Genomic DNA, 26367 nt, shown 5'->3' with positions numbered 1-26367 from the left:
ACCCCGGCTGAAAATGTCGCCACCACCCCACGGAGGCAGGACGGCAACAACCAATCAACCGAATAAAACATCCGGTATCAACAAACATGGCACACTATTGAGTTCTCAAACAACAGACCGATCAGCCGTGTCTCGCTTGACACCTTGCTGCCGGAGTGCTCTGCAACCTTAGCCCTTCCGGTCGACCCCGGTCAATCTCAGGTGAACTCTTGGTTACCCGATCGTGACGGCGCCGCCTTCCGGCGAAGCTCACAATCTCCCACCCTAACACTCTTCCGTTCCCGTGCAACTCGCTGGCTGCTCGGTCGGGACCGTTCGGCGGGGGATGCCGCCCCGTGGATCTCCCGGAGGAGTTCCTCGCCGCGACGACTTGGACGAAGTTACTCGGTTTCCGCGGCCCGTGCAAACCGGCCTCCCGGACCCCCGCCGTCGCCCGCCGGCGGTTTCTCCTAGCGCCCCGCGTTCCGATCCCGGGACGGCGGAAGGGCCCGGATCCGAGGATCCGGGCCCTTCCCGTGACTCCGGCCGGCTCCCGCGGGAACGGCCGGGGCCGGCTCAGTGCTCGGCCGGCTTGAGGTACAGGACGGCGAGCGGCGGAACGGTCAGCTCGACCGAGGCGGGGTTGCCGTTGTGGGCGCCCTCGGTGGCGGTGACCTTGCCGAGGTTGCCCACGCCCGAACCGCCGAAGAGCTCGGAGTCCGTGTTGAGCGCCTCGACCCACTCCCCCGCCCACGGGAGGCCCAGCCGGAAGTTCTCGTGCGGGTTGCCGGCGAAGTTCGCCACGCACACGAGCGGATTGCCCTGCTCGTCCCAGCGCGTGAAGGAGAGCGTGTTGCGCCCGGCGTCGGCCGCGTCGATCCACTCGAAGCCGGCAGGGTTGTTGTCCCGCTCGTACAGCGCGGGGGTCTCCCGGTAGATCCCGTTGAGGGTGCGGACCAGCTCCTGGACGCCCTTGTGCGGCGGGGTCTCCGAGAGCCACCAGTCGAGGCCGTGCTCCTGGGACCACTCGGACTCCTGGGCGTACTCCGTGCCCATGAAGATCAGCTGCTTGCCGGGGTGGGCCCACATGAACGCCAGGTACGCGCGGACGTTGGCGAGCTGCTGCCACCGGTCGCCCGGCATCTTGCGCAGGAGCGAGCCCTTGCCGTAGACGACCTCGTCGTGGGAGATCGGGAGCAGGAAGTTCTCCGAGAACGCGTAGACCAGCGAGAACGTGAGCTTGTTGTGGTGGTAGTACCGGTTGACCGGGTCCTCCGCCATGTACTCGAGGGTGTCGTTCATCCACCCCATGTTCCACTTGAGCCCGAAGCCCAGCCCGTCGGCGTCGGTCGGCCGGGTCACGCCCGGGTAGGACGTCGACTCCTCGGCGATCATGACGATCCCCGGGGTGCGCTTGTACGCGGTGGCGTTGGCCTCCTTGAGGAACGCGATCGCCTCGAGGTTCTCGCGGCCGCCGAAGACGTTGGGCTCCCACTCCCCCTCGTTGCGCGAGTAGTCCAGGTAGAGCATGGACGCGACCGCGTCTACGCGCAGGCCGTCCACGTGGAACTCCTCGAGCCAGTAGGAGGCGTTGGCCACCAGGAAGTTCCGGACCTCGTTGCGGCCGTAGTCGGGGATCAGCGTCCCCCAGTCCTTGTGCTCGCCGCGGCGGGGGTCGGCGTGCTCGTACAGGGGCTCGCCGTCGAAGCGGGCCAGCGCCCACTCGTCCTTCGGGAAGTGGCCCGGGACCCAGTCCACGATCACGCCGATGCCGGCCTGGTGCAGCTTGTCCACGAGGTAGCGGAACTCGTCCGGGCTGCCGAAGCGGGAGGACGGGGCGTAGTAGGACGTCACCTGGTAGCCCCAGGACCCGCCGAACGGGTGCTCGGCCACGGGCATGAACTCCACGTGGGTGAAGCCCTGCCAGGTGAGGTACTCGACGAGCTCCTTCGCGAGGTCCTTGTAGCCGAGCCCCTTGCGCCACGAGCCGATGTGCAGCTCGTAGACGCTCATGGGCGCGTTGTGCGGATCGGTCGCCGCCCGGCGCGCCATCCAGGCGTCGTCCTGGAACTCGTAGTCGGACTCGAAGACGCGGGACGCGGTGGACGGCGGCACCTCGGTGCCGAAGGCCATGGGGTCCGCCTTCTCGCGCCAGCCGCCGTCCCGGCCGAGGATGCGGAACTTGTAGGTGGCGCCGGAACCCAGGCCCGGGACGAAGATCTCCCACACTCCCGAGGAGCCGAGGGAGCGCATGGCGTGCTCGCTGCCGTCCCAGCCGTTGAAGTCGCCGATGACCCGCACCGCCTGGGCGTTGGGCGCCCACACGGCGAAGGCCACGCCGGTGATGTCGCCCATCGCGGAGGGGTAGCGGCGCACGTGCGCGCCGAGGACGGTCCACAGCGTCTCGTGGCGGCCCTCGCCGATGAGGTGGAGGTCCAGCTCGCCGAGGGTCGGCCCGAAGCGGTACGGGTCGTCCAGCCGCTGTGGCTCCAGGTCCCGGTAGGTCACGTCCACGCGGTAGTCGGGGATCCGGCCCGGCTCGTGCGCGGGGACCACGCCCGTGAAGATGCCGCCCCACTCGTGCTCGAGCTCGAAGGTGCCGTCCTGCGTCACGACCGCGACCGCGGACGCGAACCGGCGCAGCGTGCGCACGGTGACGCTGCCGTCCGGGTTCAGGTGGGCGCCCAGGACGCCGTGCGGGTCGTGGTGGCGGCCCTCGGACACGGCGGCCAGCACGTGCTCGGCCACGTGCACCGGTCCCGCAGGGGCCACGTCGTGGCCGGCCGGGACGGCGCGGGACTTCTGGACGGGGTCGGATCGGTCCTGCGGAGTGCTGGCGCTCACTGCGTCCTCGATTTCCGTTCCCGCTGCCGCAGGGATGAGCCGCGCGGAGCGGGAGCTGTCGTCGTCGTGGTCGGTGCCGGGGGCGGGGTCCGCACCGGCGGTATCAGGGTTCACGCTACGCGACCGGAGGCTCTCCAGTGAACGGCGAACCGCCGCTGCCGGGACGTCCACCCAGTCGGGGCGGTTGCGCTGCTCGTAGACGACCTCGTACAGGGCCTTGTCCAGCCACAGCGCCTGGAACAGCGGGGAACCGCGGTCCACCGGGTGCCCGGCGCCCTGCTCGTAGCCCGCCAGGAACGCGTCGCCGGCGCGCCGGCCCCACGCCTCGGCGTCCGCCGCGCCGGCACGGGCGCCGAAGGCGGCGGCGTAGTCGAAGGAGCGCATCATGCCGACCACATCGCGCAGGGCGACGTCCGGCCGGGTGCGCTCCTCGATGGCGCGCAGGGGCTCCCCCTCGAAGTCGAGCACCTTGAACTGCCCGTCCTCGGTCTGCAGGACCTGGCCCAGGTGGTAGTCGCCGTGGATGCGCTGCAGCGGGGGCAGCTCCGGCACGTCACCGAGGGAGGTGATCAGCTGGTCGAGGGCGGCCGAGTGCTCCGAGAACAGGGAGCCGGTCTCCGTGCGGGCCCAGCGCAGGCGTCCGCCGAGATCGTTCAGGAGGCGGGCGCGGGCGGCGTCGTCGGGGACGTCCGCGCCGAACGCGCGGCCCAGGTCGCGGTGCACGCGCGCGGTGGTGCGGCCCAGTTCGCGGGCCTCCTCGGTGAAGTCCGTGCCCTGCTCCGCGGCCTCGACGGCCCGGCCCCACGCGTCGGCGGAGCCGGCGAGGAACTCGGTGGCCACGGCCAGCTGGCCCTGCACGGTGCTCAGCCCGGTGCGCCAGCGGGCGTCGAGCCACCCGAAGGTGCTCGGCACCGCGGGGCAGCCGAGCGCGGTGAGCTCGCGACCCACCTCCACGTCCGGGTTGTCGCCCTCCCCCAGCACGCGGAAGAACTTCACGATCACGGCGTCGGCGTCCGCCCGGCCCGCGGGCGGGGTGAGGATCACCGAGGAGTTCGACTGCTCGCTCGAGATCACGCGGACCTGCGCGGGCGTCTCGACCGCGTAGGGGACGCGCAGCACGTCGGCGTGCGCGCCCGTCACGGTCAGCCCCAGCGGGCCCGAGCTGAGCTGCTCCGCGCGCTGCATGAGCCCCAGGACCGGCCCGACGAACGCCGGGTCGCCGACCCCGTCGTAGACCCAGGGGCCGGCCACGGCGTCCTCCGCACCGGGCAGCGGCAGCCCGGTGCGGTGGGCCACGGCACGGCCGGCGCGGGCGGCCCGGTCCCGGAGGAAGCGCGCGGCCCGGCGCGGGGTGGCGGTCTCCTCCGCCGGGACGCCCGTCCCGGCGTCCTCGGCCGCGGCGGGCGCCAGCTCGCCGACGAGGAAGCGCTCGGCGCCCTCCAGGGGCGCGGCGCGGAAGCTCAGCGGCACCTGGAGCAGCTCGGTGCGCGCCCCCTCGGAGGCCTCGACCAGCAGGAGCCGGGCGCCGGCGCCCTCCTGGTCCGGGAGGGCCAGCTGGGCGACGACCCGCAGCTCCGTGCCCGCACCGCCGTCCGCGAAGGGGAACCACCGCTGCCGCGGCAGCCACCGGCGCAGGAGGTCGAGGAGCTCGTGGGGGTGCTGGTCGGTCATGGGATCGGGTCCTTCCGGGACGGGCGAGGAGGTGGCCGGACGCACGGACGCGCTCAGGACTTAGTGGCGGTGATGATCGGCATGGCCGTGGTCTGGGGGGACGTGCCGTCGTCGCGGGGAGCGGCCCGGAGGCGCAGCCAGAAGAAGTCCTGGCTGCCGAGGGTGATGCGGTACTCCCCGGCCTCGTCCACCTCGCCGAACAGGTCGCCGCCGAAGAGCTCGCGCAGCCCGCGGCCCGCGAACTGGGGGAGCCGGATCCGGGCGCACGCCGGGGTGTGCGCGAGGTTGAACAGGCACAGGACGGTCTCGCCGCGCCCGTCGTCGGCCTCCTCGTCGGGGAGCACGCGCAGGAACGCGAGCACGGAGTCGTGGTCCGTCTCCACGCCGACGTACGAGCCGAGGCCGAACGCCGGGTGCGCCTTGCGCACCGCGAGCATCTGGCGCATCCAGTGCAGCAGGGACGACGACGACGCCAGCTGCGCCTCAACGTTGACCTGGTTGTAGTGGTAGACCAGCGACTGCACCACGGGCAGGTACAGCTTGCCCGGGTCCGCCTTGGAGAACCCGGCGTTGCGGTCCGGGGTCCACTGCATGGGGGTGCGGGACGCGTCGCGGTCGTCGAGCCAGATGTTGTCGCCCATCCCGATCTCGTCCCCGTAGTACAGGAACGGGCTGCCCGGCAGGGACAGGAGCAGGGCGTGGATCAGCTCGATCTCGGCCCGCGAGTTGTCCAGCAGGGGGGCCAGGCGGCGGCGGATGCCCACGTTGGCGCGCATGCGCGAGTCGGGGGCGTACCAGCCGAGCATCGCCTGGCGCTCCTCGGTGGTCACCATCTCGAGGGTCAGCTCGTCGTGGTTGCGCAGGAACGTGCCCCACTGGGTGCCGCGCGGGATGTCCGGCGTCTCCCGCATGGTCTCCACGATCGGGGCGGCCTTCTGGTCCCGCAGCGCGTAGAAGATCCGCGGCATGATCGGGAAGTGGAAGCACATGTGGCACTCGGGGTCCTGCTCGCTCCCGAAGTACTCCACCACCTCGTGCGGCATCTGGTTCGCCTCGGCGATCACCACGCGCCCCGGGTACTGGTCGTCGATCATGCGCCGCAGCTCGACCAGGAAGTCGTGGGTGCCGGGGAGGTTCTCGCAGTTGGTCCCCTCCTCCTCGATCAGGTACGGGATCGCGTCGGCCCGGAAGCCGTCGATGCCCATGTCGAGCCAGAACTTCACCACGTCGTGGACGGCCTCCACCACGGCGGGGTTCTCGAAGTTGAGGTCCGGCTGGTGGGAGAAGAAACGGTGCCAGAAGAACTGCCGGCGGATCGGGTCGAACGTCCAGTTCGACTCCTCGGTGTCCACGAAGATGATCCGGGCGTCCTGGTACAGCTCGTCCGTGTCCGACCAGACGTAGAAGTCGCCGTAGGGCCCCTCGGGGTCCTCGCGGGAGGCCTGGAACCACGGGTGCTGGTCGCTCGTGTGGTTGAGCGGGAGGTCGATGATCACCCGCAGGCCGCGGGCGTGCGCCTCGGCCACGAGGCGCTTGAAGTCGCTGATCGTGCCGAACTCGTCGAGCACCGAGTAGTAGTCCGAGATGTCGTAGCCGCCGTCGCGCAGCGGGGACTCGAAGAACGGCGGCAGCCAGAGGCAGTCGATGCCGAGCCACTGCAGGTAGTCGAGCTTGTCGATCAGGCCGGAGAAGTCGCCGGAGCCGTCACCGTTGGCGTCGGAGAACGCCCGGACGAGCACCTCGTAGAACACCGCTTTGCGGAACCAGTCGGGGTCGTGGGAGATGCCGGGGGCGTTGAGCGAGTACGGCGAGATGCTCATGCGGGGGTGCCGCCTTTCGGACAGGTGGGTCGGAGGCCATCGGAGCTTGCGGAGGGGGCCCTCCCGGGGACGTCGCCCGGGAGGGCCCCGACGGGGTGCGGTCGAGCCCCTACTTGACGTTGCGGCGGACGTGCAGGACGTGCGCGGGGTCGTAGTGCGGGTCCAGGCGCACGTAGTTGTGCGTGCCCCACTTCCAGGAGTTCCCGCTGAGCAGGTCGTCCACCCAGAAGCTGCCGTCCTCGTTGAAGTCCGCGTCGTCCAGGTCCAGGGTCTCCAGGTCCAGCCACACGGTGCCCTCCCGGGTCGCGTGCGGGTCCACGTTCACGACCACGATCACCGTGTCCTTGTAGCTCGAGCCCCCGTGCCGGACGGTCTTCGTCCTCGAGTAGGCGACCAGGGCGTCGTCGGACGTGGACTGCACCGTCAGGTTCTGCAGGTCGCCGAACGCGGCGTGCCGGCGTCGGATCTCGTTGAGCCGCGTGAGGTACGGGGCGAGGGACTCGCCGCGCTCCTCGGCGCCGGCGAAGTCACGGGGCCGGTACTCGTACTTCTCGTTGTCGACGTACTCCTCGGCGCCGGCCCGGGCCACGTGCTCGTAGAGCTCGTAGCCGGCGTAGACGCCCCAGAGGGGCGAGCCGGTGGCGGCCAGGACGGCACGGATCTTGAAGGCCGCGGGCCCGCCGAACTGCAGGTACTCGGTGAGGATGTCGGGGGTGTTGACGAAGAAGTTCGGCCGGTACACCGCCGAGGTCTCGTGGCTGATCTCCTCGAGGTACTCCTCGATCTCCTTCTTGGTGTTGCGCCAGGTGAAGTACGAGTAGGACTGCTGGAAGCCGACCCGGGCGAGGCCCTGCATCATGGCCGGGCGGGTGAACGCCTCGGCCAGGAACACGACGTCGGGGTGCTTGGCGTTGACGGTGCCGATCAGCCACTCCCAGAACCACAGGGGCTTGGTGTGCGGGTTGTCGACCCGGAAGATCTTCACCCCGTGGGAGATCCACAGCTCCACGATCCGCAGCACCTCGAGGGACAGGCCCTCGGGGTCGTTGTCGAAGTTGATCGGGTAGATGTCCTGGTACTTCTTCGGCGGGTTCTCCGCGTACGCGATGGAGCCGTCGGCGCGGGTCGTGAACCACTCCGGGTGCGCGGTGACCCACGGGTGGTCCGGGGAGGCCTGCAGAGCGAGGTCCAGGGCCACCTCGAGGCCCAGGTCCCCGGCGCGGGCCACGAAGCCGTCGAAGTCCTCGAACGAGCCGAGGTCCGGGTGGATCGCGTCGTGCCCGCCTTCGGGGGCGCCGATGGCCCACGGGGACCCCGGGTCCTGCGGACCGGCCACCAGGGTGTTGTTCGGGCCCTTGCGGTGCGCCGTGCCGATCGGGTGGATCGGGGGCAGGTAGATGACGTCGAAGCCCATGGCCGCGACACGGTCGAGGCTCTCGGCGGCGGTCCGGAAGGTGCCGGAGGCCCACGTGCCGGACTCGGCGTCGAAGACGGCGCCCTCGGAGCGGGGGAAGAACTCGTACCAGGACCCGCGGCCGGCGGCGGCGCGCTCGACCTTCAGCGGGTAGCGGCGGCTCTCGGTCACGAGGTCCCGCAGCGGCCGCTCGGCGACCACGGCCAGGACCTCGGCGGAGGTGCCGGCCTCGAGCCGGTGCTCGGCGGGCAGCTCCCCGTTGCCGAGCGTGCGGGAGACCGCGCGGAACAGCTCGGCGTCGGAGTCCGGGCGGCCCGGCTCCGCGGCGGCGCGGTCGAAGAGCACGACGCCCTCGGCCATCATGAGGTCGACGTCCTGGCCGACCCCCACCTTGATCTCCGCGGCGTGGCGCCACGTCTCGAACAGGTCGCCCCAGCCCTCCACGGCGAAGGTCCAGGCGCCCTCGGACGACGGCGTCAGCCACGCCTCGTAGCGATCGGTGCCGGGAGTGGTGAGGCGCATCGGCACGCGCTCGGCCTCCGCGCCCTGCGGGTCGTAGAGCACCGCGGTCACGCCCAGGGCGTCGTGGCCCTCACGGAACACGGTGGCGCCCACGCGGATCGACTCGCCCGGCACGGCCTTCGCCGGGAAGCGGCCGTCCTCGACCACGGGGCTCACGCCGACGACCGGGATCCGGCCGTAGACCAGGTCCTCGCGGGAGAACGCCGAGCCGGCGGCCTTCCGGCGCGTGGTCGTCGACTTCCGCGGCGTGGTGGCCTTCTTGGCGGTGGCCGTCCTCGTGCCGGCGGCCTTGGCCGCGGGCGTCCCTGCGGCCGACTTCGCCGCGGCCGTCCTGGCCGTGGACGTCCGCTTGGCACGCGGCTTGGGCTCCGCCGCGGGGACGACGGCGATGCCGGGCTCGTCGGCCACGGGCGCCGTGACCTCGGGCTCCGGGGCCTTCCGGGCGGTGGACGCTCTGCGCCGCGCCGGCGCCTTCTTCGCGGGCTGCTCGGCCGGCGCCGCGGCGGCACCGGTCCCGGCACCGGGAAGGGCGGGCGTCGTCGTCGTCGAGGGGTCGGGGGCGGGCGCGCCGGCCGGGCTCGAGGCCGGGTCGGACGGGGGCGGCGTGTTGGCTTGGCTCACCTGGACCACGTTAGCGACAAACCCGGCGATCGTTAAGCCCGCTGTCGAACCGTGGGACGGTGTCGCCGTCCCGGTGTCACGGCCCCGGCGCGGCGGTCCGGCGCGCCGGGGGACGGATGGGCGGCGGCACCGCCGTCCGGCGCCGCCGCACCGGTAGTCTGACGGCGTGAAGGCAATCCGTAGATTCACCGTGCGCACCGTGCTGCCGGAGTCCATCGCCCCTCTGAGCCGACTCGCGAGGAACCTCCGCTGGTCCTGGCACCGGCCCACCGAACAGCTGTTCGCCGAGCTGAACCCGCAGGCCTGGGACGCGGTCCACGGGGACCCCGTCAAGCTCCTCGGCTCCCTCACCCGGGAGGAGATCCAGCAGATCGCCCAGGACCCGGCCACGGTGCGCCGGATCGAGGAGCTGGACGCCGATCTCGAGCGCTACCTCACCGACGACCTGTGGTACCAGAAGACGCAGGCGGAGGACGCCCCGCGGTCCATCGCCTACTTCTCCGCCGAGTACGGCGTCACCTCCGTGCTCCCCCAGTACTCGGGCGGGCTGGGGATCCTCGCCGGCGACCACCTCAAGAGCGCCTCGGACCTCGGCGTGCCGGTGGTGGGCGTCGGCCTGTTCTACCAGCACGGCTACTTCAAGCAGTCCCTGTCCCGCGACGCGTGGCAGCAGGAGTCCTACCCCGTCCTCGACCCGGACGGCATGCCCCTGACGCTGCTGCGGGAGGAGGACGGGAGCCCGGTCCGGATCACCCTGCCCCTGCCCAACGGCCGCTCCCTGTCCGCCCACATCTGGCGGGCCGACGTCGGCCGCGTCCCCCTGCTGCTGCTCGACTCCGACATCCCGGACAACGACGACCACGCCCGCAACGTCACGGACCGCCTCTACGGCGGCGGCGGCGACCACCGGCTCCAGCAGGAGCTGCTCCTCGGGATGGGCGGGATCCGGGCGCTGCGGGCCTTCTCCCGGCTGACCGGGGCGCCCGCCCCGGAGGTCTTCCACTGCAACGAGGGCCACGCCGGGTTCCTGGGCGTCGAGCGGATCGCGGAGCTCATGGACCCGGCGGACGGGACCGAGCCGATGACGTGGGACGAGGCCCTGACCGCGGTGCGCTCGGCCACCGTGTTCACGACCCACACCCCGGTGCCCGCGGGCATCGACCGGTTCGAGCAGGCGCAGATCGAGCACTTCCTCAACGCGGGTCTCGCCCCCTCCGTGCCCACGGCCAAGGTCCTGTCCCTGGGCGCCGAGGACTACGACGGCGGCGACCCCGCCAAGTTCAACATGGCGGTCATGGGCCTGCGCCTGGCGCAGCGGGCCAACGGGGTGGCCAAGCTGCACGGCGTGGTCTCCCGGGGCATGTTCCAGGGGCTGTGGCCGGGCTTCGACGTCGACGAGGTGCCGATCGGCTCGATCACCAACGGCGTGCACGTCATGACCTGGATCGACCCCCGCATGGCGGAGCTGGCCCTCGACCCGATGGGCTCGGACCTGAACCGGGCCGCGCGGTGGCGCCGGATCTACGGCGCCGACGACGCCGAGCTGTGGGCCGTCCGCCGGGAGCTGCGCACCCGCCTGGTGGAGGACGTCCGGGCCCGGCTGCGGGCGTCGTGGAAGAAGCGCGGTCTCGCGGACGCCGAGCTGGGCTGGACCGACTCGGTCCTCGACCCGGGCGTGCTCACGATCGGCTTCGCCCGCCGGGTGCCCACCTACAAGCGGCTCACGCTCATGCTGCGGGACCCGCAGCGGCTCAAGCGGATCCTGCTGGACCCGGAGCACCCCGTCCAGCTCGTGGTCGCCGGGAAGTCCCACCCTGCCGACGAGCAGGGCAAGCGCCTGATCCAGGACCTCGTGCGCTTCACGGACGACCCGGAGGTGCGCCACCGGATCGTGTTCCTCCCCAACTACGACATCGCGATGGCCCGGACCCTCTTCCCGGGCTGCGACGTGTGGCTGAACAACCCGCTGCGCCCGCTCGAGGCGTGCGGCACGTCCGGGATGAAGGCCGCCCTCAACGGCGGGCTGAACCTCTCGGTGCTCGACGGCTGGTGGGACGAGATGTACGACGGCCAGAACGGCTGGGCCATCCCGACCGCCGACGAGGGCGCGCACCCGGACGAGCGCGACGACATCGAGGCCGCCGCCCTCTACGAGCTCATCGAGAACCACGTGGCCCCGCGGTTCTACGGCGAGACGGCGGAGGGCTCGGACCCGAACACCGACGGCGTGCCCCACCAGTGGCTGGCCATGGTCAAGCACACCCTGGCGACGCTGGGCCCGCAGGTCTCCGCCAAGCGCATGCTCGAGGACTACGTGCAGCACCTCTACGTGCCGGCCGCCGTCTCGGGCCGCCGGGCGGCGCTGGACGGCCACGCGGCCGCCCGGGCGAAGTCCCGGTGGGTCGGGCGCGTGCGCCAGGCGTGGGGCCAGGTGGCGGTCGAGCACGTGGACGCCGAGGGCGTGGCCCAGGAGCCGCAGATCGGGGACGAGCTCACGGTGTGCGCCTACGTGTCCCTCGGCTCGCTGAGCCCGGAGGACGTGTGCGCGGAGATCGGGTACGGCCGGGTCTCGGAGACGGACCACATCCACGAGCGCAAGTACGCGGGGCTGAGCCCCGTCGGCGACCTCGGCGGGGGGCGGCACAAGTTCTGCGGCACGATCACCGTGGACCGCTCGGGCCCGTTCGGCTACACCGTCCGGGTGCTGCCCGCCCACCCCGAGCTCGCCGACAAGGCCGAGCTGGGACTGGTGACCAACGCCTGAGCCGCCGGCGCCGCGCGGCGCACAGGAGGGGCCGCACCCGTGATCCACGGGTGCGGCCCCTCTTGCGCGCGGGCCGCCGCAGCTCGGCGCACCGGAAAGCTCGGCGCACCGGAAAGCTCAGCGCACCGGGCCCCTCAGCGCACCCGGGTGCTCAGAGCACCCGGAAGAGCGTCACCGAGCCGGCGGGCACGCCCTGCGCCTGGCCCGCCCGGTAGCGCGTCCCGTAGCGTCCGTGCAGCACGGAGGCCGTGCTGTGCACCAGCGAGTAGACGCCGTCGGCCTTCGCGAGGGGGTGCCCCTGCTCGTCCGGCCGCAGGAGCTCCGCGAGGTTCGGGAAGGTGATCGCCATGTCGGCGCTCGCGCCGTTGATCACCATGAGCCCCGCCACCCGGCCGCCGCGGGAGCCGATCAGCACCTGGATGGTCCGGGCCCCGGGGGTCTGCCAGCCGGCGGCGGTCATGGCCGACCCGTCGGGGCCGAACCAGTGCATCATCACCTCGTCGGGGCGCGTCGGGAAGTGCGACGGCTGTCCGGCCAGGAACTCCCCGCGCACGCCGATCAGGGATCGGGTGGCCGCGAGCATGGCGCGGTCCGCCGGCGTGAGCCGCCAGTCCACCCAGGACAGCTCGTTGTCCTGGCAGTAGGCGTTGTTGTTGCCGCGCTGGGTGCGGCCGAACTCGTCCCCGGCCGTGATCATGGGCACGCCCTGGGAGAAGAGCAGGGTGGCCATGACGTTGCGCATGGTCTGGGCCCGGTCGGCCCGGATCCGCACGTCGCGCGCCGGGCCCTCCACCCCGTGGTTCCACGAGTGGTTGTCGTTGGTCCCGTCCCGGTTCTTCTCCAGGTTGTCCTGGTTGTGCTTGTTGTCGTAGGAGACGAGGTCCGCCAGGGTGAAGCCGTCGTGGGCGGTCACGAAGTTCACGGACGCCAGGGCGCTGCGCCCGGACGCGGCGAACATGTCCGAGGAGCCGGCGAGCGCCCCGGCGAGCCGGGCGGCGTTGCCCCCGTCCCCGCCCAGGCTCATGCTGCGCGGGCCGGTGAGCCAGAAGTCGCGGACGGTGTCCCGGAAGCGGTCGTTCCAGTCGGCCCACCCCTCGGGGAAGTGACCGGTCTGCCAGCCGCCCATGCCCACGTCCCAGGGCTCGGCGATGAGCTTCGTCCCGAACAGGGCGGGGTCCGCGCCGACGGCCACGAGGAAGGGGTGGTTGCGGGTGAAGCGGTGGCGCTCGTCCCGGGCCAGCTCGGGGGCGAGGTCGAAGCGGAAGCCGTCCACGTGGCAGCGCTCCACCCAGTAGCGCAGGGAGTCCAGCGCCATCTGCACCACCCGCGGGTTGCCGAAGTTCACGGAGTTGCCGCACCCCGTGACGTCCACGTAGCGGCCGTCCTCGCCGTGGCGGTAGTAGGCCTCGTCGCCGAGTCCCCGCCAGCAGTAGGCGGGCTCCTCCTGGCCGGCCTCCGCCGTGTGGTTGTAGACGACGTCGAGGTAGACCTCGAGCCCCGCGCGGTGCAGCTCCCGGACCATCGCCTTGAACTCGTCCAGCACGCCCTGCGGTCCCCGGGCGCGGGCGGCCTCGGTCGCGTAGCCGGCGTGCGGGGCGAAGAAGCCCAGGGTGTTGTAGCCCCAGTAGTTGCTCAGCCCGAGGGACGTGAGGTGCGGCTCGTCCAGGTGGGCGTGCACCGGCAGGAGCTCGACGGCCGTGACGCCCAGGGACGTGAGGTACCCGGTCATCGCGGGGTGCGCGAGCCCGGCGTACGTGCCCCGCAGCTCCTCCGGGACGTCCGGGTGCAGGGCGGTCAGGCCCTTGACGTGCGCCTCGTAGACGACGGTGTCCCGCCACGGGGTGGCCGGGCGGCGGTCCTCGTCCCAGTCGAAATCCTGCTGGACGACCACGGAGACGTAGCGGCCCCCGTAGGCGTCGGGGCCGGGATCGACGACGCCGGGCGGCGGGGCGACGCGGCGCAGCCCCTTGCCGTAGGGGTCGAGCAGGATCTGCTGGGCGGCCGGGTCCGGGGAGCGGTGGTGGGAGGCGACCGGCGAGTCGGCGGGCACGAACCCGTACTCCGTGCCGGCGGGCAGGGCCGGGGCCTCGTCCCGGTGCCGCAGGTAGTCGAAGCCCGTCTCCGAGAGCCGCTGCTGCTCGGCCGGCGGGATCGTCCCGTGGTGCACGCCGCCGGTGCGGCCGGTGAGCCGCCGCCGCTGCCAGCGGCCGCCGGGCAGCCGGAAGACGATGTCCAGGTCGGGGATCCCCGGGGCGTAGACCGCCACGTTCGCGCTGCCGTCGCGCTCGGGAGAGGGGTGGACCCCGAGGGGGTAGGGGTGGGAGACGTACGGCCGACCGGTGTCCTGCCGCCGGGGCTCAGGAACCAGCACGGCGTCGCGACACCTCGTACAGGGTGATGCCCACGGCCATCGAGGCGTTGAGCGACTCCATCGTGGAGTCGATGGGGATGGAGACGACCTGGTCGCAGTTCTCGGTGACCAGCCGGGACAGGCCCTTGCCCTCCGAGCCGACCACGATGACGAGCGGCTCGGTGGCCAGCTCGAGGCCGGGCAGCTCGACGTCGCCGCCGCCGTCGAGGCCGACCACGAAGTAGCCCATGGCCTTGAGCTCCTCGAGGGTGCGGTTGAGGTTGGCCGCCTTGGTGACGGGCACGCGGGCCGCGGCGCCGGCGCTGGTCTTCCAGGCGGAGGCCGTGACGCCCACGGACCGGCGCTCGGGCACGATCACGGCGTTGCCGGAGAACGCGGAGACGCTGCGGATGATGGCGCCGAGGTTGCGGGGGTCGGTGATCCCGTCGAGGGCGACCATCAGCGGGGGGCGGCGGATGTGCCGCTTCTCCCACTGGGTCATGAACTTCCGGGCCGCCTCCACGGCGTCCTGGTACTCGTAGGCCGGCACCTGCAGGGCCACGCCCTGGTGCACGGCGTCGCTGGTGAGCCGGTCGAGCTCGCCCTTGGAGGCCTCGAGGATCGTGATCCCGCGTTCGGCGCAGAGCTGCAGGATCTCGCGCACGCGGTCGTCGACGTCGATCTTGCTCGCCGCGTACAGGGCCTTGGCGGGGATGTCCGCGCGCAGCGCCTCGACCACGGAGTTCCGCCCGGTGACGAGGTCCTCCTGGACCTTGCCGCGGGTGCGGGCCGGGGAGCGGCCGCCCTGGCCCTGCCGCCGGTCGGCGGCCTTCTTCATCTTGTGCGCCTTGTGGTACGGGCGGTCCTCGGCCTTGGGGGTGGGGCCCCGGCCCTCGAGGGCCTTGCGTCCGTGGCCGCCGGTGCCGACCAGCGGGCCCTTCTTGTTCTTGCGGATCGCGCCGGGACGTTGCTTGGGGGTTGGCATGGGTTCCTCTGTTCGGTCGGTGTGGTGCGGCCCGGTCAGGCCACGGACCAGGTGGATCCGCCGGCGGCGTCGCGCACCGCGACGCCGGCGGCGGCGAGCTCGTCCCGGAGGGCGTCGGCCCGGGCCCAGTCCTTGGCGGCGCGGGCCTGGTCGCGCTGGGCCAGCAGCGAGCGCACGAGGGCGTCGAGGGCCGCGTGCTCGGCGGCGTTCCCGGCGGCGTCCCCGAGGTCCATGAGCGCGGTCAGGCCGAGGACGTCGGTCATGGCGCGCACCGCCCGGGCGGGCGCGGCGGCGTCCAGGCCGTCGGCGAGCGCGGAGTTGCCGGCGCGGACGGTCTCGTGCAGGACGGCGAGGGCCTGTGGCACGTTGAGGTCGTCGTCCATGGCGTCGCCGAAGGCGGGCGGCACGTCCCCGGCCGCCCCGTCGAGGTCGGCGCCGGCGTCCCGGGCCGCGCGCAGGAAGGACTCGACCCGTTCGACCGCGGCCGTGGCCTCGGCGAGGGAGGTGGGCCGGTAGTCCAGCACGGAGCGGTAGTGGGCCTGGCCGAGGTAGTAGCGCACGGCCAGCGGCCGGGCCTCGGCGAGCATCTCCGCCGGGGAGACGGTGTTGCCGATCGACTTGGACATCTTCTCGCCCGCGTAGGTGACCAGCCCGTTGTGCAGCCAGAGCGTCGCGAACCGCTGCCCGGCCGCCGCCGACTGGGCCAGCTCGTTCTCGTGGTGGGGGAAGCGCAGGTCCAGTCCGCCGCCGTGGATGTCGAAGTGCTCGCCGAGGTACTTCGCGGCCATGGCCGAGCACTCGAGGTGCCAGCCGGGCCGGCCGGCGCCCCAGGGCGAGTCCCAGCGGGCGGTCTCGGGCTCGCCCGCCTTGTGCCCCTTCCACAGGGCGAAGTCGCGGGGGTCCCGCTTGCCGCGGGGGTCGGCGTCGGGGGCGTCCTGCATGTCGTCGACCGACTGGTGGGTGAGCTCGCCGTAGCGCTCCCAGGAGCGGACGTCGAAGTAGACGTCCCCGGAGCCGTCCGGCGCCGGGTAGGCGTGCCCGGCGTCGACGAGGGTGCGGATCAGGGCGTGCATCTCGGGGACGTGGCCCGTGGCGCGCGGCTCGTAGGTGGGCCGGCCGACGCCGATGGCGTCGTAGGCGGCGTTGAACGCCTGCTCGAACCGGTAGGCCAGCGCCCACCACGGCTCGCGGGGGTGGTCGCCGGCGTAGTCGGGGGCGAAGGACGCGGCCGAGTTCGCGAGGATCTTGTCGTCGATGTCGGTGACGTTGCGCACGGTGGTGACCCGGTAGCCGCGGTGGGCGAGCCACCGGGCGAGCTGGTCGAAGACCAGGGCCGAGCGGACGTGGCCGATGTGCGGCATGCCCTGGACGGTGGCGCCGCAGTAGTACAGACGGGCCTCGCCGGGGTGGGCGGGCGCGAAGTCCCGCACGGTCGCGGTGGCGGTGTCGTAGAAGCGCAGAGTCACACGGCCCATCATAAGGGCGGGCGGTGGCGCCCCGGTCAGGCCCGGCGCGCGTCCGCGGGCACGACCAGCGCGGTGGCCACGGCCGCGAGGCCCTCGCCGCGGCCCGTGAGCCCGAGCCGGTCGGAGGTCGTGGCGCTGACCGTGACGGGCGCGCCGGCTGCGGCGGTGAGCACGGCCTCGGCCTCGGCCCGTCGCGGCGCGAACCGCGGCCGGTTCCCGATCAGCTGCACGGCCACGTTGCCGATCTCGAAGCCGGCCTCCCGCACGATGCGGGCCGCCTCAGTGAGGATCCGCACCCCGGACGCGCCCTCCAGCTCGGGGCGGTCCACGCCGAAGTTGGCGCCCAGGTCGCCCGTGCCGGAGGCCGAGAACAGGGCGTCGGCGGCGGCGTGGGCCACGACGTCCCCGTCCGAGTGCCCGGCGAGACCGCGCTCCCCCGGCCACTCGAGGCCCGCGACCCACAGCGGGGTGCCCTCGGGCCCGAAGGCGTGGACGTCGACGGCGATGCCGGTGCGGGGCAGGATCACGGGTCAGGGCTCCTCGGGGTCGAGCAGATCGGGGTGAGGGCCGGGGGTAGGAGCGGCGGTGACGGGCACCGCGGCGTCCGTGCCCGGTGCGCGGCCGCGCAGGACGGCCTCGGCCAGCACCAGGTCGAGCGGGCGGGTGATCTTGAAGGCGTGCTCGTGGCCGGGCACCGTCAGCACGGTGGCCCCCGGGGCGTGCGCCTCCACGAGGGAGGCGTCGTCGGTGACGGACCCGGGGTCCGTCCCGGCCTCCGCGGCGGCGCGGTGCACCGACCGGAGCAGGGCGAGGTCGAAGCCCTGCGGGGTCTGGACCGCGCGCAGCACCGTGCGGTCCACGGTGCCGAGCGACCGTCCGGCGTCGTCCACCCGGCGCATCGTGTCCGCCACAGGCAGCACGGGGACCACGGCGCGCTCCCCGGCGCGCAGCCGGTCCACGACGGTGCGGAAGACCTCGGGCGGGGTGAGGCAGCGGGCGGCGTCGTGGACGAGCACCGCGGTGGAGGCGGGCTCGGACCGCGCGAGCTCGGTCAGCGCCTCGCGCACGGACTCCGCGCGGGAGGCGCCGCCGGTCACGGGTCGCGCGCCGTGCGCCCGGGCGGTCGCGGAGAGCTCGACGTCCCCGGCCGGGACGGTCACCAGCACGGGCCCGGTCAGCCCGGCGCACCGGATGCCCCGCAGCGCGTGCTCCAGGAGGGGGCGGCCGTCGAGGGCCACCAGGGCCTTGGGGATGCCGTGCCCGAGTCGTGTGCCGGAGCCCGCCGCCACGACGACGACGGCGAACCCGCCCTCCGGGGAGGGCGGGTTCGCCGTGGTGGACCGTGGTGCGTTCCCGCTCACGGGTCGGTCAGGACGCCAGGATGTCGTCGAGGCGCTTCTCGGCCTCTTCCTCGTCGATCTTCTTGGCGAGCGCCAGCTCGGAGGTGAGGATCTGGCGGGCCTTCGTCAGCATCCGCTTCTCCCCCGCCGAGAGCCCGCGGTCGCGGTCGCGGCGCCAGAGGTCGCGCACGACCTCGGCGACCTTGAGCACGTCGCCGGAGGCGAGCTTCTCGAGGTTGGCCTTGTAGCGCCGGGACCAGTTGCTGGCCTCCTCGGTGTCCTTCGCCTGCAGGACCGAGATGACCTTCTTGAGCCCGTCCTCGTCGACGACGTCGCGCACGCCCACCAGGTCGACGTTCTCCGCGGGTACCTCGATCACCAGATCCCCCTGGGTCACCTTGAGCTTGAGATACATCTTCTCTTCGCCCTTGACGGTGCGGGTCTTGATCTCCTCGATGGTCGCCGCGCCGTGGTGCGGGTAGACAACCGTCTCGCCAACCTCAAAAACCATATGGAAATACCCCTTTCAGAACTTCCATTCTAACACGGTGTAGGATTCGCCGATCCGGGGCGGGCGGGGACCGGGGGCCCGTCGATGCGGACGATCCGTCGGCAAACGGATAAGCTGGTCGGGACATCGTCCTGAGCTCCCGAGGAGTACGCGCCGTGAAGATCGCCGCCCGCCAGAAGCTGCGTCGCGCAGGCCTGAGTGCCGCCGCCGCGGCCGCCCTGCTGACCACCGCCGGATGCGCCTACATCAACCCGCCGGCCACGACCATGGTGTACTCGGCCGCGGACGGCATCGTGGAGCAGGTCGGGGACGTCAAGCTGGCCAACGTGCTGATCGTGGCCACCGGCGCCGACCAGGAGGGTCGCGTGCTGGGCACCCTGGTGAACGACGGCGACCAGGACGTCACGCTGTCGATGGACGTCGACGGCGCCACCGCCGAGGTGCAGATCCCCGCCGGCGGCACCGTGGACCTCGACCAGGACGACCCGGTCGTGACCGTGGACCGTGCCGGCGCCGAGCCGGGTCTCATGGTCGAGACCGAGTTCACCGCCGGCGGCGAGTCCCTCACCGAGCGGGTCCCGGTCCTGGACCACACCTTCTCCCGCTACGCCGAGTTCATCCCCGGCGGCGCGCCGAGCACCCCGGCGAACCCCTCCAACACGCCCGTGCCCGTCGAGGAGATGGTGGGCCAGGAGAGCGGCCACTGACGACTCCCACCGGCGCGCACGAGCGGAAGGGCCCGGAACCCCTCGGGGTTCCGGGCCCTTCCGTCTGCCGGGGCGCCGGCTCAGCCCTCGAACTTGTAGCCGAGGCCCCGCACCGTCACGAGGTGCCGCGGGGCGGAGGGATCGGGCTCGATCTTGGCGCGCAGGCGCTTGACGTGGACGTCGAGGGTCTTGGTGTCCCCCACGTAGTCCGAGCCCCAGACCCGGTCGATGAGCTGCCCGCGGGTCAGCACGCGCCCGGCGTTGCGCAGCAGCATCTCCAGCAGCTCGAACTCCTTGAGCGGCATGGCCACCCGCTCCCCGTGCACGCTGACCACGTGCCGTTCGATGTCCATCCGCACGGGGCCGGCCTGCACGGTCGCCGAGACGAGCTCCTCGGGCTCCCCCTGCCGGCGCAGGACCGCGCGGATCCGGGCCACGAGCTCCCGGGACGAGTAGGGCTTGGTGACGTAGTCGTCGGCGCCGAGCTCGAGCCCGACCACCTTGTCGATCTCGGCGTCCTTGGCCGTGAGCATGATGATCGGCACGGAGGAGCGCTGCCGCACCTGGCGGCACACCTCGGTGCCGGACAGCCCGGGGAGCATGAGGTCCAGCAGCATCAGGTCGGCGCCGGACCGGTCGAACTCGGCCACGGCGTCCACGCCGTTGTCGACGACCGCCACCTCGAACCCCTCCTTCCCCAGCAGGTAGGAGAGCGGGTCGCTGAGGGACTCCTCGTCCTCGACGATCAGGATGCGGGTCACTGTCGGTCCTCCGTGCTCCCGGCGCGCGCCGCGGGGGCGGCGGGCCGTGGGGTCGATGCGTCTGGGCGGGGTGGTGCCTGCTGCGGCACCGGGCGGGCGGTCGCGCCGGGGGCCGGCTGCGCGGTCCCCCCGGGGTCGTCGGCGCCCTCGATCTGGGGGATGCTGAGGGTGAACGTGGAGCCGCGGCCCGGCTGCGACCACAGGGTGGCCTCGCCGCCGTGCTGGGACATGACGTGCTTGACGATGCTCAGTCCGAGCCCGGTGCCGCCCGTCCGGCGGGAGCGGGCCGCGTCCACGCGGTAGAAGCGCTCGAAGATCCGGTCCTGCTCGTCCTCGGGGATGCCCGGGCCCTGGTCGGTCACCGAGATCTGGGCCATCCCGTCCCGCTCCCGGACGCCGACGCCCACGCGGGTGCCCTCCGGGGAGTAGTGCACCGCGTTGTCGATGAGGTTGCGCAGCGCGGTGACGAGCAGGTCGGGGTCGCCGAACACGGGCCGGGTGACGCGCCCGCCCACCGCGATCTCGATGCCCTTGTTCTCGGCCGGGAACCGGTTGCGGTCCACGGCGTCGGCGATCACCTGGTTGAGGTCCACGGGCCGGCCCTCGGTGACCACGTCCGCGCCCTGCAGGCGGGAGAGCTCGATGATGTCCTGGACGAGGGCGGTCAGCCGGGCGGACTCCTTGTGCAGGCGCTGGGCGAAGCGGCGCACGGCCTCCTCGTCCTCGGCCGCGTCCTCGATCGCCTCGGCGAGCAGCCCGATCGCCCCCACGGGGGTCTTCAGCTCGTGCGAGACGTTGGCGACGAAGTCGTTGCGGATCGACTGCGCCCGGACGATCTCCGTCTGGTCGTCGGCGAGCAGCAGGATGTACTCCTCCGCGATGGGTGCCACCCGGACGTCGAGCACCACCGCGCCCGTCTGGAACGGTCCGCGGGACAGCTCGACCCGCCGCTCCTCAATCACGCCGCTGCGCCGGGCCCGGCGGATCATCTCGAGCATCTGCTCGTGCACCACGGTGTGCCCGCGGACCAGTCCGAAGGCGTAGGCGGCCGGGGAGGCGCGCACCACGCCGTCGACCCCGTCCACCACCACGTAGGCGCGGCCGATCACCGCGAGCACGTCCGCGGTGCCGTCGGGCAGCGTGGGCTCCTGGACGTCGGCGCGGGCGCGGCGGCCCCGTCCGCTCACCCGGAGGGCGATCAGTCCGCTCACCCCGAGGGCGAAGCCGAGCAGACCCGCGGCGACGGCGATGGCAGTTGGACTCACGGAACCAGCTTAGGCACTCGGGGGCGCGGGGACCCCGTGCCGGGCGTCACGAGCTACAGGTTCAACCAACGTTCATCCTAAGATGAGCGAAAGTTCACTCCTGGCTGTGACGGTGGCGGCGGGTGTGCTCGCACCCGGCCCCCATGTCATCCGTCCCGCTCCGCGCCGCACCCCGGCCGCGGCTGCCGCGGACGCCGCCGAATCTCGAAAGGACGCATCCGTGCGCAAGGTTTTCCAGGCAGAACTCCACCAGGTCGGCGAGGAGCTCATCCAGATCGCGACCCTGGTGCGCGAGGCCCTCGCCCGCGCCAAGGACGCGCTCCTCGACGCGGACATCCAGCTCGCCGAGGAGGTCATCTCCAACGACGCCCGGATCGACTTCCTGCAGAACGACCTCGACGAGCGCTCGATCGACATCCTCGCGCTGCAGAGCCCCGTGGCCTCGGACCTGCGGATGATCGTGGGCGCGCTGCGGATGAGCGCCTCCCTGGAGCGTGCCGGCGACCTCGCCCGGCACCTGGCCCAGGCGGTGCGCATCCGCTATCCCGAGCCGGTCATCCCCGAGCCGCTCGTGGAGACGTTCACCCGGATGTTCGACCTCGACCTGCAGATCCTGGACCGGGTCATCCAGGTGCTCCAGACCCGGGACCTCTCCCTCGCCGACGACATCTACTCGCTCAAGGGCGAGGTCAACCAGCTGCACCAGTCCGTCTTCGACGCGCTCGCCGCGCCGAGCTGGGACTCGTCGGTGCCCACCGCCGTGGACGTCACCCTGTGCTCCCGGTACCTCGAGCGCATCGGGGACCACGGGGTCTCGGTGACCCGCAAGGTCTCCTACCTGGTGACCGGGGACTGGGTCCCGGCGAGCTCCGACCGCCCCACCGGCCACGGCCACGTGGGCCGCGACGGGGGCGAGTGAGCCCCCGCCCGGGCGCCGGCCGAGCCGCGCCCGGGCACAGGACAGGGGCCGGGTCCACCAGCACGGTGGACCCGGCCCCTGTCCGTGGGCGGGAGCCTTCCGGGACTACTTCTTGCCCTGGTTGGCGACCGCCTGGATCGAGCTCGCGGCGGCCTCGGGGTCGAGGTACTCGCCGCCGGCCACGAGCGGGCGGAGGTTCTCGTCGAGCTCGTAGTAGAGCGGGATGCCCGTGGGGATGTTCAGCGCCGCGATGTCCTCGTCCGAGATGCCGTCGAGGTGCTTCACCAGGGCGCGCAGGGAGTTGCCGTGGGCCGCGACGATGACGGTCCGGCCGGCCTGCAGATCGGGGACGATCTCCTGCTCCCAGTACGGCATGAAGCGGTCCAGGACGTCCTTGAGGCACTCGGTGCGGGGCGCGTCCGGCACGTCCGCGTAGCGGGGGTCGCCGGCCTGCGAGAACTCGGACGAGTCCTCCAGCTCGGGCGGCGGGACGTCGTAGGAGCGGCGCCAGGTCATGAACTGCTCGTCGCCGTACTCGTCGCGGACCTGGGTCTTGTCCTTGCCCTGCAGCGCACCGTAGTGGCGCTCGTTGAGCCGCCACGACCGCTTCACGGGGATCCAGTGCCGGTCCGCCCGGTCCAGCGCGAGGTGGGCGGTGGTGATGGCCCGGCGCAGGAGCGAGGTGTGCAGGACGTCCGGGGCGATCCCCTTCTCGACGAGCAGCTCACCGCCGCGGACGGCCTCCTCCCGCCCCTTCTCGGTCAGGTCCACGTCCACCCACCCGGTGAACAGGTTCTTCTCGTTCCAGTCGGACTGTCCGTGCCGGAGCAGGACGAGCTTGTGCGGTGCTGATTCGGTAGCCATGGGGCCATTCTTCCACCCGGGCGGCGGCGCGGGACAAGCCGGCGTCACGGGCGCCCCGTGTCGCGGGGCCGGGCGCCGCGCGCCCGGCGGTCACCAGTTGTTGGGGCCCTTGGACTCCAGGCCCACGGCCGGGCGGACGTCGGCCAGGTAGACCCCCACGGCCGTGCCCGCGATGAGCAGGACGAACAGGCTGGGCCGCAGCAGCATCAGCGTGAAGACCGTGAACGCGAGGGAGCCGCCCGTGAGCGCGAGCCAGAAGCCCTTCGTGCGCTTGAAGGCGCGCTGGAACTGCACCGGCGCCTTGGTCAGGCAGTCCACGAAGGCCCACACGGCCAGACCGGCGACGACCAGTGCCAGCGCGATGTCGATGAAGCGCACGAGTAAGAAGACCCAGGGAATGTCCACGCCGCCCAGCCTACCGGTCGATCCCGCACAGGACGCGGTCGAGGTCCTCCCAGAGGTCCTCGACGTTCTCGATGCCCACCGACAGGCGCAGCAGCGTCTCCGGGACGCTGGGCGGCTCCTCGTGGTGCCGCCGCCGCCGCTCGATCAGCGACTCCACCCCGCCGAGCGAGGTCGCGGGGGTCCACACGCGCAGGGCGTCCACGGCCGCCTCGACGGCGGCGACGTCCCCCGCGGGCACGATCGCCACGATCGAGCCGAAGCCGTCCATCTGCGCGGCGGCACGCTCGTGCCCGGGGTCTCCGGGCAGGCCCGGGTAGCGGACCTCGCGCACGGCCGGGTGCTGCTGGAGGCGGCGGGCGAGCTCCCCGGCGGTGGCCGCGGAGCGTTCGACCCGCACCGCCAGGGTGCGCATCCCCCGCAGCGCGAGCCACGCCTCGAACGGGCCCGGGACCGCGCCGTGCAGGGAGCGGTGCCCCTTCAGCCGGGTCCGCAGGGCAGGGTCGGAGGTGACGGCGGCCCCCAGGACGACGTCGGAGTGCCCCGCCAGGTACTTGGTCACGGAGTGCACCACGATGTCGGCGCCGTGCTCGAGCGGTCGCTGCAGCAGCGGGGTGGCGAAGGTGTTGTCCACGCACGTGAGCACGCCGCGCTCGCGGGCCGCCGCGAGCAGCGCGGGGAGGTCGGCGACCTCCAGCATGGGGTTGGTGGGGCTCTCGAGCCAGAGCAGGTCGGCGGCGTCGAGCGCGGCCACCACGTCCTCGGTGTCCGTGACGTCCACGGTCCGCACGGTGAGCAGCCCGCGGGACTCGAGGTCCGCGGCCAGGGCCAGGGAGCCCTGGTAGCTGTGCCGGGGCAGCACCAGGCGGCCGCCCGCCGGGACGAGCGAGAGCACCGACGCGACGGCGGCCAGTCCCGAGGCGTAGGCCAGTGCGGGGAGCTCCGCCCGCTCGAGCCGCGCCAGCACGTCCTCGAGGTCCTCCCACGTGGGGTTGCTGAACCGCCCGTAGGTGCGGTCCTCGGCGTCGAGCCCGGCGGAGCCCCGGTAGGTGGAGGTGAGGACGATGGACGGGCCGACCGGCGCGTCGTGCTCCGGTGCGGGCCGCCCGCCCGCGACCAGCACGGTGTCCGGGCGGAGGTCGGTGGAGCCGTGGGCGGGCGGGGTCTCGGGGCGCGCAGTCATGGTTCCAGGCTATCGGCCCGCGGCGTCCCCAGCCGCGCGCGCACCGGCGGCGCTGTCCGCGCGGGTGGATAGGCTGGGACCGTGACCTCCCGACCGGCCCCCGCCCCGCCGCCCGCCTCCGCCGCGGCGCCCTCCCCCGCGCCGTCCGGGCGCGGGCTCTTCGTGGTGTTCGAGGGCGGGGACGGCGCCGGGAAGTCCACCCAGGTCGGCCTGCTCGTGGACGCCCTGCGCGCCGAGGGGCACGACACCCTGCGCACCCGGGAGCCCGGGGGGACCCCGCTGGGCGAGAGGGTGCGCGAGCTCGTGCTGGACCCGGCGCACGGGCCCGTCGACGCCCGCGCCGAGGCCCTGCTCTTCGCCGCGGCCCGCGCCGCCCACGTCGCCCAGCTCATCCGCCCCGCGCTCGCTGCCGGCCGGACCGTGGTCTGCGACCGCTTCGCCGACTCCTCCGCCGCCTACCAGGGCGCCGGGCGCGGCCTCGGCCTGGACCGCGTCGCGGAGCTCAACGCGTGGGCCACGGCCGGGCTCGTCCCGGACCTCACCGTGCTGCTCGACGTCCCGGCCGGCACGGGACGGACCCGCCGGGAGGCCCGGGACGGCACCGCGGGCGACCGCCTGGAGACAGAGCCCGACGCCTTCCACGACGCGAACCGGGCGGCGTTCCTCGAGCTCGCCGGCCGGGCTCCGGAGCGCTACCTGGTGCTCGACGCCACCCGGCCGGCAGGGGAGCTCTCGGCCGCCGTGCGCGAGCGCCTCACCGGGCTCGCCCGCTCCGCCCGGGCCGCGGAGGTGAGCGCGTGAGCGTGTGGGACCAGCTGCTGGGCCAGGACGCCGTGGTGGCGCAGCTGCGGCGCGCCGCCCAGGAGGACCGGCCCACCCACGCCTGGCTGTTCACCGGTCCGCCCGGCTCGGGGCGCTCCAACGCGGCGCTCGCGTTCGCCGCGGCCCTGCTGTGCGAGCAGGAGGAGCCCGTCGAGCGCGGGTGCGGGCAGTGCCACGCGTGCCGCACGGTCCTGGCCAGCTCGCACGCGGACCTCACCCACTTCGTCACGGAGAACCCGCAGATCACCATCGAGGAGGCCCGCGAGCTCGTGGTCCGCGCCCAGGACCGGCCCTCGGTGGGCCGCTGGCGCGTCATGGTGGTCGAGGACGCCGACCGCATGGCGGAGCGCACCTCGAACGTGATGCTCAAGGCCATCGAGGAGCCCCCGCCCAACACCATCTGGCTGCTGTGCGCCCCGAGCCCGATGGACGTGCTCGTGACCATCCGCTCCCGCTGCCGCCCGGCCACGCTGAAGGTGCCCGCCGTGGCGGACGTGGCCGAGCTGCTGATCCGCCGGCACGGGGTGCCCCGGCAGCGCGCGGAGGAGAGCGCCCGGCTGGCGCAGTCCCACGTGGGGATCGCGAAGCGGCTCGCCCTCTACGACGACGCCCGCACCCGGCGGCAGGAGGTCGTGTCCATGCCGCTGAAGCTGTCCGGGGTGCCGGACGCCGTGCGCGCCGCGGACCGGCTGCACAAGATCGCCGTGGAGGAGTCCCAGGCGGACGCCGAGTCCCGCAACGAGGCGGAGCGCAAGCAGCTGCTCGTGGCCCTGGGCGCGCCGGAGTCCGGACGGGTGCCGCCGGCCATCCGCGGAGCCCTCAACCGGCTCGAGGCCGACCAGAAGCGCCGGTCCCGGCGGATCCAGACGGACACCCTCGACCGCTTCCTCATCGACCTCACCACCTTCTACCGCGACGTCCTGACCCTCCAGCTGCGCACGGGCTCCGCCCTGGTCAACGAGCACCTGGCCCAGCAGCTGCAGGACCACGCGTCCAACTCGACCCCCGAGCGGACGCTGCACCGCATCGACGTGATCAGCCGGACCCGGGACCGGATCCGCACCAACGTCAGCGCGCAGCTGGCCTTCGAAGCCATGGCCGTCTCCCTGCTCTGACCCCGCCCCCGACCCCCATCCCCCCACCCCCTCGAGGAGCCC

At 72.9% G+C, this 26367-nt stretch carries 19 protein-coding genes; 5 read left to right on the top strand and 14 right to left on the bottom strand.

What is annotated here, in order from left to right:
• Window positions 1-555: 555 nt before the first annotated feature.
• The 3 genes from glgB to ACP7CD_RS15960 form a co-directional block, all read right to left on the bottom strand.
• Entirely contained in the window at window positions 556-4494 is a 3939-nt protein-coding gene (gene glgB / locus ACP7CD_RS15970; RefSeq protein WP_426120612.1) for a 1,4-alpha-glucan branching protein GlgB, read from the bottom strand.
• Between the two features lie 53 nt (window positions 4495-4547).
• Window positions 4548-6314 carry a maltose alpha-D-glucosyltransferase gene (gene treS / locus ACP7CD_RS15965; RefSeq protein ID WP_017831955.1) on the bottom strand — a complete coding sequence of 589 codons (1767 nt, stop codon included), beginning with the start codon at window positions 6312-6314 and terminating at the stop codon, window positions 4548-4550.
• Window positions 6315-6423: 109 nt separating this feature from the next.
• Window positions 6424-8880: an alpha-1,4-glucan--maltose-1-phosphate maltosyltransferase gene (locus ACP7CD_RS15960; RefSeq protein ID WP_426120611.1), complete on the bottom strand. Its 2457-nt coding sequence runs from the start codon at window positions 8878-8880 to the stop codon at window positions 6424-6426.
• A gap of 157 nt (window positions 8881-9037) precedes the next feature.
• Between ACP7CD_RS15960 and glgP the strand changes: the two genes are divergently transcribed.
• Window positions 9038-11635 carry an alpha-glucan family phosphorylase gene (glgP, locus tag ACP7CD_RS15955; protein WP_426120610.1) on the top strand — a complete coding sequence of 866 codons (2598 nt, stop codon included), beginning with the start codon at window positions 9038-9040 and terminating at the stop codon, window positions 11633-11635.
• Window positions 11636-11786: 151 nt separating this feature from the next.
• Here glgP and glgX read toward each other — a convergent pair whose 3' ends face one another.
• From glgX to ACP7CD_RS15925, 6 genes are read right to left on the bottom strand one after another with little or no spacing between them, the layout of a single operon-like run.
• On the bottom strand, window positions 11787-14006 hold the full coding sequence (gene glgX / locus ACP7CD_RS15950; RefSeq protein ID WP_035926171.1) for a glycogen debranching protein GlgX: 2220 nt from the start codon (window positions 14004-14006) through the stop codon (window positions 11787-11789).
• On the bottom strand, window positions 13993-14970 hold the full coding sequence (gene rlmB / locus ACP7CD_RS15945) for a 23S rRNA (guanosine(2251)-2'-O)-methyltransferase RlmB (protein ID WP_095650907.1): 978 nt from the start codon (window positions 14968-14970) through the stop codon (window positions 13993-13995). The genes glgX and rlmB overlap by 14 nt, the downstream gene beginning before the upstream one ends.
• A 35-nt stretch (window positions 14971-15005) precedes the next feature.
• Window positions 15006-16436, bottom strand: coding sequence for a cysteine--tRNA ligase (cysS, locus tag ACP7CD_RS15940; RefSeq protein WP_017831960.1), 1431 nt, complete (start codon window positions 16434-16436; stop codon window positions 15006-15008).
• Window positions 16437-16471: 35 nt separating this feature from the next.
• Window positions 16472-16963, bottom strand: coding sequence for a 2-C-methyl-D-erythritol 2,4-cyclodiphosphate synthase (ispF, locus tag ACP7CD_RS15935; protein ID WP_017831961.1), 492 nt, complete (start codon window positions 16961-16963; stop codon window positions 16472-16474).
• 3 nt (window positions 16964-16966) lie between these two features.
• Window positions 16967-17797, bottom strand: coding sequence for a 2-C-methyl-D-erythritol 4-phosphate cytidylyltransferase (ispD, locus tag ACP7CD_RS15930; RefSeq protein ID WP_426120609.1), 831 nt, complete (start codon window positions 17795-17797; stop codon window positions 16967-16969).
• Between the two features lie 7 nt (window positions 17798-17804).
• On the bottom strand, window positions 17805-18287 hold the full coding sequence (locus tag ACP7CD_RS15925; protein ID WP_017831963.1) for a CarD family transcriptional regulator: 483 nt from the start codon (window positions 18285-18287) through the stop codon (window positions 17805-17807).
• 155 nt (window positions 18288-18442) lie between these two features.
• On the opposite strand from ACP7CD_RS15925, the gene ACP7CD_RS15920 reads away from it, so the two are divergent.
• The gene (locus ACP7CD_RS15920; protein ID WP_017831964.1) at window positions 18443-18994 is read left to right on the top strand and encodes a hypothetical protein; all 552 of its coding nucleotides are present in this window, start codon (window positions 18443-18445) and stop codon (window positions 18992-18994) included.
• Between the two features lie 80 nt (window positions 18995-19074).
• Here the strand turns inward: ACP7CD_RS15920 and ACP7CD_RS15915 are convergent, their stop codons facing one another.
• Window positions 19075-19755 (bottom strand): response regulator transcription factor, encoded by a 681-nt coding sequence (locus ACP7CD_RS15915; protein ID WP_017831965.1) that lies wholly within the window; start codon window positions 19753-19755, stop codon window positions 19075-19077.
• Entirely contained in the window at window positions 19752-21020 is a 1269-nt protein-coding gene (locus ACP7CD_RS15910; protein ID WP_035926156.1) for a sensor histidine kinase, read from the bottom strand. The genes ACP7CD_RS15915 and ACP7CD_RS15910 overlap by 4 nt, the downstream gene beginning before the upstream one ends.
• 220 nt (window positions 21021-21240) lie before the next feature.
• Between ACP7CD_RS15910 and phoU the strand changes: the two genes are divergently transcribed.
• Complete coding sequence (gene phoU, locus ACP7CD_RS15905) at window positions 21241-21939, top strand: phosphate signaling complex protein PhoU (protein WP_017831967.1); 699 nt, start codon at window positions 21241-21243, stop codon at window positions 21937-21939.
• A 105-nt stretch (window positions 21940-22044) separates the two neighbouring features.
• Here the strand turns inward: phoU and ACP7CD_RS15900 are convergent, their stop codons facing one another.
• The 3 genes from ACP7CD_RS15900 to ACP7CD_RS15890 form a co-directional block, all read right to left on the bottom strand.
• On the bottom strand, window positions 22045-22803 hold the full coding sequence (locus ACP7CD_RS15900) for a phosphoglyceromutase (RefSeq protein WP_017831968.1): 759 nt from the start codon (window positions 22801-22803) through the stop codon (window positions 22045-22047).
• 90 nt (window positions 22804-22893) lie between these two features.
• On the bottom strand, window positions 22894-23208 hold the full coding sequence (locus ACP7CD_RS15895) for a DUF2516 family protein (RefSeq protein WP_229587767.1): 315 nt from the start codon (window positions 23206-23208) through the stop codon (window positions 22894-22896).
• A gap of 10 nt (window positions 23209-23218) precedes the next feature.
• The gene (locus tag ACP7CD_RS15890) at window positions 23219-24388 is read right to left on the bottom strand and encodes a trans-sulfuration enzyme family protein (RefSeq protein ID WP_426120608.1); all 1170 of its coding nucleotides are present in this window, start codon (window positions 24386-24388) and stop codon (window positions 23219-23221) included.
• A gap of 81 nt (window positions 24389-24469) precedes the next feature.
• Here ACP7CD_RS15890 and tmk point away from each other — a divergent pair, with 81 nt between their 5' ends.
• Window positions 24470-25189 (top strand): dTMP kinase, encoded by a 720-nt coding sequence (gene tmk, locus ACP7CD_RS15885; protein ID WP_426120607.1) that lies wholly within the window; start codon window positions 24470-24472, stop codon window positions 25187-25189.
• On the top strand, window positions 25186-26325 hold the full coding sequence (locus ACP7CD_RS15880) for a DNA polymerase III subunit delta' (protein ID WP_426120606.1): 1140 nt from the start codon (window positions 25186-25188) through the stop codon (window positions 26323-26325). Before tmk ends, ACP7CD_RS15880 begins: the two co-directional genes overlap by 4 nt.
• Window positions 26326-26367: the final 42 nt, after the last annotated feature.

Origin of the sequence: Kocuria sp. LHG3120, assembly GCF_049897445.1 — a bacterium.
Classification (GTDB): Bacteria; Actinomycetota; Actinomycetes; order Actinomycetales; family Micrococcaceae; genus Kocuria; species Kocuria rosea.
This window is presented reverse-complemented; position numbering and strand designations above follow the sequence as displayed.